This is a genomic window from Pseudarthrobacter phenanthrenivorans (assembly GCF_000813845.1).
GTDB classification, from domain to species: domain Bacteria; phylum Actinomycetota; class Actinomycetes; order Actinomycetales; family Micrococcaceae; genus Arthrobacter; species Arthrobacter phenanthrenivorans_B.
Map to the genome: position 1 here is coordinate 57,888 of NZ_JWTB01000002.1, position 11,878 is coordinate 69,765.

The window sequence follows — 11,878 nt, forward strand, 5'->3', positions numbered from 1 at the left end:
CCTTGTCCCGTGCAATACCCGTCTTCCGCGCAGTGCTACCCAAACGATTGGGTTTCCCGTCGCGGAGCAAACCACCGGAGCTGAAATGACCCTTACCGACTCTCATGTCGTGCTGCTGGCTACCGGAGGCACCATCTCGTCGCGTTCTTCCCAGGGCGGCGGCGCAGTCGCCTCCGATACCGGGGAGCAAGTGTTCAAAGCCCTCGGCTCGCCCGCCTCCCACCCCGTCCGGGTCCTCGATGTCTTCCAGAAAGGGTCCTACCTCCTGACATTCGAGGACATGCTCCGGATCTGCGCCACTATCAAGGACGTCCTTAAGGACCCCAAGGTCCTGGGCGTGGTGGTGACCCATGGGACGGACACCATGGAGGAGACTGCCTACCTTGCCGACCTGACCCACAGCGACGAGCGGCCGGTTGTCTTCACCGGCTCGCAGCGGGCCGCCGACTCCGACGCTCCCGACGGCCCGGACAACGTGGCCCGGGCCATCGCCGTCGCGGGTTCAAAAGAGGGAAAAGGAAAAGGCGTGATGGTGTGCTTTGCAGGCACCATATTCCCGGCCGCCGGCGTCAGGAAAAGCCAGACTCTTCGGCTCAATGCCTTTGCGAACCCCGATTTCGGGGTACTTGGCCAGGTATCAGCCCGGGGAGAAGTTGCAATGGCGGGCAGTGGCAGCAGGCGTGAGGCCCTGCCTTTGCCCCAGCCCGACGGCCGCTCCCCACGGGTGGACCTGGTTGCCGCCTACCCCGGCGCCGACTCCACCCTGATGCACGCCGCCCTTGAAGCAGGAGCGGAAGGCATCGTCCTGCAAGGAACCGGAAGCGGCAATGCCAACCGCAACCTCTGCTCCAAGGTCGCCGCCGCGGTGGCGTCCGGCGTCGTGGTGGTCACCAGCACGCGCGTGGACGCGGGCCCCGTGGTCCCCATCTACGGAGCAGGCGGCGGAGGTGAAGACCTCCGGGCCGCCGGTGCCGTAGCCTCCGGCCACCTCCGACCGTCCCAGTCGCTGATCTTGCTCAGCCTCCTGCTCCGGATCAACCCCGACAGGACGTGGATCACCGAAATCTTCACCCAACGAGGGAGGCCCCCTGAACCTTCCGCCTGACACCCCAGAACATCCCGGTTTATTCATATTGAAAGGAAATTCCCATGGCAAAGGACATTCAAGTCGCCTTCGGTGTGGACGTTGACGCCGTCGCAGGCCAGCTCGGCTCCTACGGAGGCGAGGACTCGCCCTGTGATATCTCGCGCGGCATGTTCGCCGGCGAGGTCGGCGGGCCCCGCCTGATCCGCCTTTTCGAAAAGTACAACCTTCCGTCCACGTGGTTCGTGCCGGGGCACTCCATCGAAACCTTCCCCGATCTGACGCGCATGATCGCTGATGCCGGACACGAAATAGGCGTGCATGGATACTCGCACGAGAACCCGATCGCGATGACGCGCGAGCAGGAGACGGCGATCCTTGACCGGTCCATCGAACTCATCGAGAAAGTCTCGGGCAAACGCCCCACGGGCTACGTCGCCCCCTGGTGGGAGTTCTCGCCCGTCACCAACGAAATCCTGCTTGAACGGGGCATCAAGTACGACCACTCCCTGATGCACCGCGACTTCGAGCCGTACTACGTCCGGGTGGGCGACTCATGGAAAAAGATCGACTACACCAAGGATGCCCAGACCTGGATGGAGCCGTTGGTACGCGGAGAGGAAACCGACCTCGTTGAGATCCCGGCCAACTGGTACCTCGATGACCTGCCGCCCATGATGTTCATCAAGTCCGCGCCCAACTCGCACGGCTTCGTCAACCCCCGCGACATCGAGGAAATGTGGCGGGACCAGTTCGACTGGGTCCACCGCGAAATGGACCAGGCCGTCTTCACCATGACCATCCACCCGGACGTCTCCGGCCGTCCCCAGGTGCTCCTCATGCTCGAGCGCCTCATCGAACACATCAACTCCCATGAGGGCGTCACCTGGTGCACCTTCGACCAGATCGCCGACTCCTTCCTCGCACGCAGCCCCCGAAAGGACAGCAAGTCATGAGCATCCACGAACCGGCTGTCGACCTGTCGCAGCCCCGGCCGGACGAGAAGCGCCGCTTCCCGGTCTTTTCCAAGCGCAACACCTCAACCGCCACCGTGCTCGCCCTGCTCGCGTGGACCGTGGCCGTCTTCGACTACGGGCTGTTCGGCACGCTGCTGCCGGCCATGGAGCAGGAATTCGGCTGGACCGCCCCCGAGGCGTACGCCATCAACACGTGGATCGCCGTCGGTACCGCCATTGTCTGCTTCGGCATCGGGCCGGTCATCGACCGCCTGGGACGGCGCAAAGGCATGATGACCACCATCGGCGGCACCGCCGTCGTCTCCGGACTGACGGCACTGATCCCCACCGGCATCCCCTTCTTCAGCAACGCCATGCTGGTGGTGGTCCGTTCCTTCGGCGGCCTCGGATTCTCCGAGCAGGCCGTGAACGCCACCTACATGAACGAGGTCTACCAGGTCACCGAGGTGGCCGATAAGCGCAAGCGCCCCGGCTTCCATTACTCCTTCATCCAGGGAGGATGGCCGCTCGGCTTCCTGCTGGCCAGCGCACTGGCCCTGGCCTTCCTGCCCTCCCTGGGCTGGCGCGCCCTGTACCTGATGGCCACCATCCCGGCCGCCGTCATCGTCTGGGTCATCGCCAGGAAGCTCAAGGAAACACCCCAGTTCGAGCTGCACCACAAGTTGACCGAGCTTGAAAAGCACGGAAAGACGGAGGACGCGCACGCCCTCGCCCACTCCTACGGCGTCGAGCACTCCTCGGCAGCGCCCCTCAAGCGCATCTGGGAGCCGCACCTGCGCCGGAACACCATTGTGTTCTCGCTCGCCTGGATCGTGAACTTCTTCGGCATCACCATCTTCAGCGTCCTCGGCAGCTCGGTACTGAAGAACGCGAAGGGCGTAGAGCTTTCCGATGCGTTCTGGATGCTGATCGTCATCAACCTGCTGGCCTACTTCGGCTACGTCTTCCACGGCTGGCTCGGTGACAAGATCGGCCGCAAGCGGACCATCATCGGCGGCTGGATCCTCTCGGGCATCTCCTTCTCCATCATGCTCAGCCCGATCGCCACCAGCCCGTTCATGATCATCCTGACCTACGGCGCTGGCCTGTTCTTCCTGGTGGGCCCCTACGCCGCCATCCAGTACTTCATGGCCGAGTGCTACCCGGTGAGCTGCCGGGCCACCGGAACCGCCTTCATCGGTGCCATGAGCCAGCCCGGAACCATCCTCGGCGGCGCCATCTTCACCGCCATCGCTGCCGGTGCCGGCACCGGCGCCGCGGCCCTCTGGGTCGGTGCCCTGGGCACCCTGGTCTCCGGACTCCTGATGATCGCCGCCAAGCCGCCTGTTGAAGCCCTGATGGAGGACCACCCCCATGACGTCGCCTAACAAAGTCGCCATCATCACCGGTGCCGCCAGCGGCATCGGCCGTGCCCTCGCCGTTCACTATGCGCGGCAGGGGGTGGTGTCGGTCATCGGCACCTTCCCGGGCGATCCCCACGACCCCCAGGAAACCCTCCGGCTGGTCAAGGAGGCCAACGGCGAGGCGGTGATCCACGAAGTGGACGTCCGCACCACCGCCTCCGTGGACGCCCTGGCCCAGCGGGCTCTGGACGAGTACGGCCGGCTGGACTACGCCATCGCCAACGCGGGCATCCTCCGCAATTCCCCGCTGGGGGAGATGACGGACGAACGCTGGCACGACATGCTCAACGTGGACCTCACCGGCGTGCTGCGCACGCTGCGGGCCGGGGCAGAGAGAATGACCGACGGCGGCGCGCTGGTTGCGGTCTCGTCCATCGCCGGCGGGGTCTACGGGTGGGAGGAACACGCGCACTATGCTGCCGCCAAGGCCGGCGTCCTGGGCCTGGTCCGCAGCGTGGCCGTGGAGCTCGGCCCGCGGCAGATCCGTGCCAACGCCGTGATCCCCGGCCTCATCGAAACGCCGCAGTCCCTGGACCCGGTGAACTCGCTGGGACCCGAAGGGCTTCAGCGGGCCGGGAACGACATCCCCTGGGGGCGGGTGGGCAAACCGGAGGAAGTGGCCAGCGTAATCGGGTTCCTCACCTCCGATGATTCCCGGTACATCACGGGCCAGGCGCTGGTGGTTGACGGCGGCCTCACCGTAAAGATGCGCGCCTGAGGGCGCGCCGGGAAGGAAAGGACACCATGAACATATCGACCCAGGCTGACCAGGCCGCCGGACACGCCCAAGCAGGGAAAGGCCGCGGGGTGGTAGTCACCGGCGGTTCCAGCGGGATCGGCAAGGCCATTGCCGAGGCCTTCCTGGCCAACGGGGACCGGGTGGCCGTCCTGGACCGGGCTGGAGGTGACGGCACCATCCAGGTGGACGTTGCGGATGAAGCCAGCGTCCGGGCCGCGTTCGCTGAGGCCCGGGAGAGGCTGGGCGGCATCGACGTCCTGGTCAACAGCGCGGGCCTGCTGACGGAGTCCCCACTGGAGGACATGTCCCTGGCCATGTGGAACGAGACCCTCACGGTGGACCTGACCGGTGTGTTCCTCTGCTGCCGGGAGGTGGTGGGGGAGATGCGGCAGCGCAAGTGGGGCCGCATCATCAACATCGCCTCCCAGCTGGCCATCAAGGGCGGTGTGGGGTTGACGCACTACAGTGCCGCGAAGGCAGGCGTGGTGGGTCTTTCCAAGGCGCTTGCCCTGGAGACGGCGGCCGACAATGTGCTGGTCAACTGCATCGCCCCAGGCCCGATTGAAACGCCTTTGGTGGAGGGCATCTCGGAAAGCTGGAAGGCCGCGAAACGGGCTGAACTTCCGCTCCGGCGCTTCGGGACGCCGGCGGAAGTGGCACCGGCGGCAGTGCTGCTGGCCAGCGACCCGGGCGGAAACCTGTTCGTGGGACAGACGCTGGGGCCCAACTCCGGCGACGTCATGCCGTAAGGAAGGGGAGCGACATGTGCGGTGCCTGCGGAAGGACCACCGTTGCCGATCCTGCCCTGGGACCGGTGCGGACCATGCGGCAACATCTGATCGTGGCCGCCACGGTCAACGCCGTTTGCGCCGGCCTTCCGGGCGCCCCGAAGGTTACTGCCCTCAAGGACGGGTGGCTGATTACCGGCGCCGCCGGGGCTTCGATGCAGTGCCAGACGCTTGAAGAACTGTGGTCCGCCGTGCTCGGCTGCTTTCCTGACGCAGTGGTTGTAGATCGACTGCGTACACGGCGGCAGGCGTACGCAGCTGATCCAGCCAACGCGGGCCTGCCGGCACGCGCGGCTGGAATGCATCCGAACCCGGATGCGGCCAATACCCCAAAGGAGATTGTGAATGACTGACTACACCCCGCTCTGGTCACCCATCCGGATCGGTTCCACGGAACTGGAGAACCGGATTGCGCTGGCTCCCATGACGAGGATCAGCGCAACGGAGGACGGGCACGCCACGGAAAGAATGGCTTCCTACTATCGGACGTTTGCCCGCGGCGGCTTCGGGCTGCTGATCACGGAAGGCATCTATCCGGACACCGCCCACAGCCAGGGCTACCACTTCCAGCCCGGCATCGCCACGGAGGAGCAGGCCCGGTCCTGGGCGGACGTGGTGGACGGGGTTCACGCGGAGGGGGCCAAGATCTTCGCCCAGCTGATGCACGCGGGGGCGCAGAGCCAGGGGAACCGGTATGTGGCCACCTCGGTGGGACCCTCGGCGGTGGCGCCCAAGGGGGAGCAGCTGGGGTTCTACCGCGGCGAAGGCCCCTATCCCGTTCCTTCCGCGATCACCCTGTCCCAGATGCAAGAGGTGCGGGATGGCTTCGTGTCGGCAGCACTGCACGCGCAGCGGGCCGGCTTTGACGGCGTCGAGATCCACGGTGCCAACGGGTACCTGTTGGACCAGTTCCTCACGGACTACCTGAACCAGCGCGACGACCAGTACGGCGGCTCAGCGGAAAACAGGGTGCGGCTGGCCGCTGAAATCTGCCACGACGTCCGCGAGGCCGTTGGCCCGGACATGACGGTGGGGATCCGCATCTCCCAGGCCAAGGTCAGCGACACCGAGCACAAGTGGAGCGGGGGAGTGGAAGAAGCCCAGGTCATTTTTGGCGCACTGGGCGCGACGGGCATCGATTTTGTCCATACCACCGAGTACCGCGCCACCGAGCCTGCGTTCGCGGATGCCGGGGTATCGCTGGCTGCGCTGGCGAAGAAGTACTCGGGTGTGCCGGTGATCGCCAACGGCAAGCTGGACGATCCGGACACTGCAGCGTCCATGCTGGCGGAGGGCTCGGCGGACGTCGTGGCGCTCGGCAAGGGAGCCCTCGCCAACCGGAACTGGCCGCACCTTGTCCGCAACAACATGGAGTTCGAGGATCTGGACCCCGCCATCTTCGCTCCGCTGGCGGATGTGAAGGACTGGGAGCTGGAGGACGGGTAGCCCCTTGGTGCCGAAGCCGCAGGTAACAAGAGCAACGGTCAGGATGCCCTGGCCAGTCAGCAGCAGCCAAAGCAGCGAACGCAGGTGACTGGCGCTGCCTGCCCCACAGCAAAGCAAGGCCTCCGGTGAGTACCGGAGGCCTTGCTTTGTTGTGGATGAATTTGCTTATTTGACGGCGACGAAGACTTTGTCTGCGATCATGCCCGGCCGGACAGCGAGAACGCCCTGGTTTGCTGTCGCGGTTGGTACCTGAATGGCGATGTTGCCGGTTGCAGTGCCGCCGTTGTAGAGGATATTGCTATCGATGGCATCAGGTGCAACGACACTGTGGTCGAACCTATTCACAGTCTTCCCGTCGGCAGTGACATAGTCGACCGAGACGAAGGAAGGGGTCTGTCCATTGGCGTCCTTACCGATGTAAGTCGCCGAGTAGTTGACCAGAATGTACTCTGACCCCGCAGCGGGAGGGTCATTGAACTGGTTGGCCGCCACGACTTTATCGGTAGCAGGGAGGGTGACGGAGTTAACCACTACCCGCCAATCCTTTGACTCCACGACTGAACCGATTGGCGAAGGATTTTCGCGTGTTCCGGTCTTCGCTCCCGCCTGCTCTGCTGCTGGAGCGCCACTACCTGCTTCAGCGGTTGGCGCCGAAACTTTGGTGTCGCCGCCTCCGAAAGCGTCCTTGGCCGACGCCGTGACAACGGAGAAGAATACGGCAAAGCCGACGATGGTTCCCACGATCGACAAGATCAGGGCTGTGATGCCCATTCCCTTGGCTTTGTCTTTCAAGAAGAGGGAAACAATTGCCAGGATGAACGCAATCGGCAGCAAGACCCAACCGATAATAAGAGCCCCGGGGATGCATGCAAAGATGAAACCGACAATTGCGGCAATGAGTGCGACGAGCCCGATCACATTTCGCTGCTTTTTTGCCTTTGCGTACTCTTGCGGGCCCGAAGCGCCCGGAGGACCGTAATTTGGTGGCATGGGTGGAAATTGCGGTTGCTGGTGGGGCGCAGTCTGCTGTGAGCTTGCCCCCGGAAGCTCTGGTGTAGTCATGCAATGATGATGGCAGAATATTTGGCTTTTCGCATTCATGACTCTTTATTTTGAAAATGACTAACTCGCTGCGATTTTCGCCTTGTTTCTGGGGCTGCAGCTTCTGGAGCCGTTTAATCTTGCCCTAGTGGTGTGATGATATGTGGTCTCTGGTGGGACAAATTTGCACAGATCTTGACGCAATTTTGATTAATTTGCAGCATTCGGTGCGGGACATCCGTCACGAAGAACGGACCGCAGATATACAGGCACGACGTCGCTGCCCCGCTTTCGCGGGGCGTCACCACCCTCTAATCGATGAGCCCGTTCCGGACTGCGAACAAGGTGGCGCCCACCCGGTTGGTCGCACCGATCTTCGTGTAGATGTGCTCCACGTGGTTGCGGACCGTCTTGCGGGCAAGGAACAGGCTGGCGGCGATCTCGGCCGGGGTCATTCCCCGGCACAGCATGCCGAGGATTTCCACTTCCCTCGGCGTGAGCCCGGCTGGAGCGGCAGGGCGGCGGTGCGGCTGCTGGCCGGCCGCTGTGAGCACGGCGTCCGCGGCCTCGGGGCTGATGCGGCCGGCGGAAACTTCCTGCCGCAGCCTGGCAGCGGCGTCGGCCGGTGGGAGCGCGGCCCGGTGCGGGCGCGGCTCCAGGGAGGCATGGTACGAGTCCGCGGCCGCCAGGATCCGCTGCTTGATCCCCAGTTCCGCGCCGCCAATTCCTCGGGGGTAGCCTGACCCGTCCAGCCGCTCATGGTGCAGGCCGGTCAAAGCCGCCTCGCCCTTCAAACCGGGAACGCGGCCGAGGATCCGTTCGCCCAGGTAGGGATGCAATTGAATGCGTTCCAGGTCCGCACGGGACAGGGGCTCCTTCTTGTCCCACACCTGGTTGGATACTCCCAGCCGGCCCAGGTCGTGCACCCATCCTGCGCGGCGGAGCTGCGTGACGTCGTCGGCCGGCAGCCCGTGTATCTCGCCCGCGGCGGCCGCGAGGGCAGCCACGGCGCGCGAATGTCCGGCAGTGTACGGAGATTTGAGGTCCGCGAAGTCGCCGACGGCCTGGAGTACCGCGTCCAGCTGCGGGCCGGACAGGGGAGCGTCGCTGGGAGCCAGGTCCAGGGCCGCCTGCCAGCAGTCGACGTCGAGCAGTCCTTCGCTGAGCGCCCCGGCCTGGTCGATGAACAGCCCGGCCAGGGCCGGATCGAACTGGCTGCCGCGCCGCGCCCGCACCATGGCCACCGCCCCGGCCACGCCCTCCTGCCGCAGGAACACCTCCGCCGTATCAGCGAGGTGCATGATCCGCATTTCCAGCGGGATGTCCGGCCCAGCGACGCCCTCCGGCAGGCCCTTGCCGTCCCATCGCTCAAAGGTGTGGGCAAGCAGTCCTGCCACGCCGCCGTCGAGCCCCACATTGCTGGCCAGCACCCCGGCGGAGATGCAGTGCGAGGCAATCATGTTGCGCACCGCGGCGCTGCCCGTCGCCGCGAAACGCGTCCAGTAGGCAAACCGGGCCAGCGGCGGGAGGCCCGCGCCGGCATGGCTGAACATGCCGGCGTACATGGGCAGCCCGTGCTGGTCGCGGTTGTAGTAATCGGCGCGGAAGGCGATGTCGTCCGTGAACAGCGCCGCCAGTTCGAAGGAATCCGCGTGGCAGCCGATCCATGCCACCTGGTTGGCGTAGTAGAGCCTGCCCTGGCCGGCGGCGTCAACGCCCGCGGCCTTGGCGATCCGCAACGCCAGCAGGCAGGAGCGCAGCATGTGCTCCATCGGTTGCCCCAGGCCCAGGTCGATGGCGAGCGACAGCGCGGCCAGGACTTCACTGCGTCGGGGTCCAGCCGGTGGCTGCTTCACACGTGCCATTCTAGGGACGCCATCACCTCGGGCAGTAGGGGGCGGCGGGCCGTAGGAACCGGCCCACCGCCGTCATGCCGCCTGTTTCTTCCCGGTACGTTCGCTGGCGGGTTCCGGCTCTCGGGCACGGGCGGTGGACGGGAACCGCACGCCCACCTGCGCTCCGAACAGTCCGCGTTGCGGAAGCCAGAAGTCCGCCAGGTGGTCCTGCACCTCCAGCGGGCCGGGCTGTCCCGCGTCCTCACCCAGGATGGTTGCCTGGGAGTCCGTGACCAGCCACAGCTTGCGCGGCTGGGCCTGGAACGTCTGGCCGTTGGGCACCACGCCGGAGACCCTCATCCTGCCGGCGTTCAGCAGCGGCCCGGCGAATGCCCCCATGGCGCGGAGCACCAGCTCGTTGCGCCACAGGCTTTCGGGCATCCGCATGGCCATGGCGGTCAGCATCGAGGTGGCCGCGGAGGTCCCCAGCTCCAGGCGCCAGTCAATGACGCCCGGGACCGTGATCCGGGCGGTGAAGGGCCCGCTCCACTGGATGTGGATGTCGGTCTCCGCCGTATGGTGCACGGCCGCCCCGAAGTAGCGTGCGCAGCTGAACTCCGGCGCGGTGTTGGCGTAGATGGTCCACTCGCCGCCGGGCGTGCGGTGCCAGACGGAGCGGTAGCCGGGGCCCACCGAGCTCACGGGAAAATCCCGGAAGGCCAGGTAGTGGCCGGTGGTGAAAGACAATCCCAGGACGGCGTAGCCGGCGAAATGCTCCGCTGCGTCGTAAGGAAGTTCGGCAAGTGTCGGCGTTGCCTCTGCTGATGACTGCGGCTGGTAGATGGTCATGGCCGCCTCCTTTTCTCTATGCGATGAGATTAGGACCGGGCCACAGCAAGGGCATGGGGCAAGTGCCCCATTTAGGATCGGCTTCTACACGGCGTCGATGGCGTCGAGCCATTCCAGGAACGTCTGGCGTCCGACGGCGGAACCCGGCGCCGGGATCAGCGCGCCGTTGCGCATTGCCCTGCCCATGGGGCCGGGCACCCGGAGCGGGACGATCCGCTTTTTCTGCCCCGTCTTGGCCAGATAGGCCGCGACCAGGCTCTTCAGTTGTTCGGCCCGCGGGCCGCCGAGGTCCGGGATGCGTCCGTGCGGGCCGGCCTCGGCCGCGTCCACCAGGGCCGCGGCCACCTCCTTTGCCGCCACCGGCTGGGTGAGCATGATGGGCACGAAAACCAGGGGACCCACTGAGGCGGCCTTGATGGACATCGGCACGAACTCGTGGAACTGGGTGGACCGGAGGAGGGTCCAGGGAATGCCGCCGTGCCTGACTTCGTCCTCCTGCACCAGCTTCCCTGCGTACAGTCCGGAATTGGCGTTGTCGATTCCCACAATGGACAGCGCCACGTGGTGCGTTACGCCGGCGCTCTTCTCCGCCGCCAACAGGTTCTGGGTAGCGTTGGTGAAGAAGTCCACGGCTTTCTTGGTGGACACGGTTTGGATTCCGGCGACGTCGATCACTGTTTCGACCTCCTGGAGTGCCTGGTCGAGGCCACGCCCGGTGACCAGGTCCACTCCTTCGGTGCGGCTGAGGCTGACCACGTGGTGCCCGCGCTCCCTGGCGATGGCCACCACGTGGCGGCCCACCGCACCTGTTCCCCCTGCAACGGCAATCCTCATGGAAGCAATCCTAGGCGGGTCCTCCGACAAAGCTTCTGGTCTGCGGGCGTTTCGTTGGAAGGCCGGTCTGTGTAGAGCTTGCCGCCATAAACTGCCGCCACAGCACCGTGCTGGTGGAGACCTCAGAGGAGCCGAGCGAGGGCACAAAACGCTGGTGGCCGTCGGGCCCGACGGCGGCCGGGAATCCGAGTTCGTCGGTCGATGGCAGATCTTGGCGGATCTGTGGCCATGGCTAAAGGCTACGCGTCATCTCCGATGACGGGGTGGTTGTCCCGGAGCCACTCGGCTATTCGACGGGTTCGGTTCCTGATGTGATCCAGTGTGGCATCAGGCCCGGCTCTGGTCAGCCGCCTGACGTGGACGTGAGCCTTCCCACGTTATTCTGATTTATTCATAATAAGCCGGTAAACTTAATTACAGGCCACCGTAGCCCTTGAGTACCGCACCGGTGAACATACCCGGGCCAGCGGGGCACGCGACACAACGCGCATCCGCCCTCCTGCTTGAGCGGCACAAGAACCTGTACGGCCCCCATCCCAAACTCCACGGAGAACCCATGACTCTGCTGACCGAACGCCCATCCACCGCCGAAACCACCCCTAAGACCGCTCCCACTGGCACCGCGGTGCGCGGCGGCAGCTATGTGACTCTCCCCGGCGGCCGCGTCCCGGCCGGCGCCGAGGGCAACTATGTCACCGCCGCTGGCGCCCCAAACCTGCGCCCCGTCACCCGTGGCAGCTACGTCACAGTGGACGGCGCTCCTGTTGTTGCCGCCAACGTCATCGGGGGCAGCTACGTAACGCTTCCCGCGGCGGCCTAAGCTTCCACCCGCTCTGCGGGGATAGCACCACTCCGCGGCATAAAAGGAGGCCGACGGCGACA

The 11,878-nt window shown here is 65.4% G+C and carries 12 protein-coding genes; 8 read left to right on the forward strand and 4 right to left on the reverse strand.

The window, feature by feature from the left end; all coding sequences use genetic code 11:
- Positions 1-85: 85 nt before the first annotated feature.
- The 7 genes from RM50_RS00790 (at position 86) to RM50_RS00820 (ending at position 6,437) form a co-directional block, all read left to right on the forward strand.
- Positions 86-1,105 carry an asparaginase gene (locus RM50_RS00790; protein WP_043448836.1) on the forward strand — a complete coding sequence of 340 codons (1,020 nt, stop codon included), beginning with the start codon at positions 86-88 and terminating at the stop codon, positions 1,103-1,105.
- A gap of 44 nt (positions 1,106-1,149) precedes the next feature.
- Positions 1,150-2,040, forward strand: a complete 891-nt coding sequence (locus tag RM50_RS00795; RefSeq protein ID WP_043448838.1) for a polysaccharide deacetylase family protein — start codon at positions 1,150-1,152, stop codon at positions 2,038-2,040.
- Entirely contained in the window at positions 2,037-3,428 is a 1,392-nt protein-coding gene (locus RM50_RS00800; RefSeq protein WP_043448840.1) for an MFS transporter, read from the forward strand. Before RM50_RS00795 ends, RM50_RS00800 begins: the two co-directional genes overlap by 4 nt.
- Positions 3,415-4,182 (forward strand): SDR family NAD(P)-dependent oxidoreductase, encoded by a 768-nt coding sequence (locus tag RM50_RS00805; protein ID WP_043448843.1) that lies wholly within the window; start codon positions 3,415-3,417, stop codon positions 4,180-4,182. The genes RM50_RS00800 and RM50_RS00805 overlap by 14 nt, the downstream gene beginning before the upstream one ends.
- Before the next feature lie 26 nt (positions 4,183-4,208).
- The gene (locus RM50_RS00810; protein ID WP_052259868.1) at positions 4,209-4,952 is read left to right on the forward strand and encodes an SDR family NAD(P)-dependent oxidoreductase; all 744 of its coding nucleotides are present in this window, start codon (positions 4,209-4,211) and stop codon (positions 4,950-4,952) included.
- 74 nt (positions 4,953-5,026) lie between these two features.
- Positions 5,027-5,344: a hypothetical protein gene (locus RM50_RS00815; RefSeq protein ID WP_156133800.1), complete on the forward strand. Its 318-nt coding sequence runs from the start codon at positions 5,027-5,029 to the stop codon at positions 5,342-5,344.
- On the forward strand, positions 5,337-6,437 hold the full coding sequence (locus tag RM50_RS00820) for a tRNA-dihydrouridine synthase (RefSeq protein WP_043448848.1): 1,101 nt from the start codon (positions 5,337-5,339) through the stop codon (positions 6,435-6,437). The genes RM50_RS00815 and RM50_RS00820 overlap by 8 nt, the downstream gene beginning before the upstream one ends.
- 165 nt (positions 6,438-6,602) lie before the next feature.
- On the opposite strand, the gene RM50_RS00825 is transcribed toward RM50_RS00820, so the two are convergent.
- From RM50_RS00825 to RM50_RS00840, 4 genes are all read right to left on the reverse strand, one after another.
- Entirely contained in the window at positions 6,603-7,499 is an 897-nt protein-coding gene (locus tag RM50_RS00825) for a hypothetical protein (protein WP_240471781.1), read from the reverse strand.
- Positions 7,500-7,789: 290 nt separating this feature from the next.
- Positions 7,790-9,334 (reverse strand): HD domain-containing phosphohydrolase, encoded by a 1,545-nt coding sequence (locus tag RM50_RS00830; RefSeq protein WP_240471782.1) that lies wholly within the window; start codon positions 9,332-9,334, stop codon positions 7,790-7,792.
- A 72-nt stretch (positions 9,335-9,406) separates the two neighbouring features.
- Positions 9,407-10,162, reverse strand: coding sequence for a hypothetical protein (locus RM50_RS00835; protein ID WP_043448855.1), 756 nt, complete (start codon positions 10,160-10,162; stop codon positions 9,407-9,409).
- Positions 10,163-10,246: 84 nt separating this feature from the next.
- Positions 10,247-10,996 (reverse strand): SDR family oxidoreductase, encoded by a 750-nt coding sequence (locus RM50_RS00840; RefSeq protein WP_052259869.1) that lies wholly within the window; start codon positions 10,994-10,996, stop codon positions 10,247-10,249.
- A 556-nt stretch (positions 10,997-11,552) separates the two neighbouring features.
- Here RM50_RS00840 and RM50_RS00845 point away from each other — a divergent pair.
- Complete coding sequence (locus RM50_RS00845) at positions 11,553-11,816, forward strand: hypothetical protein (protein ID WP_043448857.1); 264 nt, start codon at positions 11,553-11,555, stop codon at positions 11,814-11,816.
- Positions 11,817-11,878: the final 62 nt, after the last annotated feature.

What these genes read in the sequence shown, in the direction of transcription:
- RM50_RS00810 (WP_052259868.1), top strand. Translation starts at nt 4,209, where the DNA reads ATGAACATATCGACCCAGGCTGACCAGGCCGCCGGACACGCCCAAGCA.
- RM50_RS00805 (WP_043448843.1), top strand. Translation starts at nt 3,415, where the DNA reads ATGACGTCGCCTAACAAAGTCGCCATCATCACCGGTGCCGCCAGCGGC.
- RM50_RS00815 (WP_156133800.1), top strand. Translation starts at nt 5,027, where the DNA reads ATGCGGCAACATCTGATCGTGGCCGCCACGGTCAACGCCGTTTGCGCC.
- RM50_RS00795 (WP_043448838.1), top strand. Translation starts at nt 1,150, where the DNA reads ATGGCAAAGGACATTCAAGTCGCCTTCGGTGTGGACGTTGACGCCGTC.
- RM50_RS00820 (WP_043448848.1), top strand. Translation starts at nt 5,337, where the DNA reads ATGACTGACTACACCCCGCTCTGGTCACCCATCCGGATCGGTTCCACG.
- RM50_RS00825 (WP_240471781.1), bottom strand. Translation starts at nt 7,499, where the DNA reads ATGACTACACCAGAGCTTCCGGGGGCAAGCTCACAGCAGACTGCGCCC.
- RM50_RS00845 (WP_043448857.1), top strand. Translation starts at nt 11,553, where the DNA reads ATGACTCTGCTGACCGAACGCCCATCCACCGCCGAAACCACCCCTAAG.
- RM50_RS00835 (WP_043448855.1), bottom strand. Translation starts at nt 10,162, where the DNA reads ATGACCATCTACCAGCCGCAGTCATCAGCAGAGGCAACGCCGACACTT.
- RM50_RS00840 (WP_052259869.1), bottom strand. Translation starts at nt 10,996, where the DNA reads ATGAGGATTGCCGTTGCAGGGGGAACAGGTGCGGTGGGCCGCCACGTG.
- RM50_RS00790 (WP_043448836.1), top strand. Translation starts at nt 86, where the DNA reads ATGACCCTTACCGACTCTCATGTCGTGCTGCTGGCTACCGGAGGCACC.
- RM50_RS00800 (WP_043448840.1), top strand. Translation starts at nt 2,037, where the DNA reads ATGAGCATCCACGAACCGGCTGTCGACCTGTCGCAGCCCCGGCCGGAC.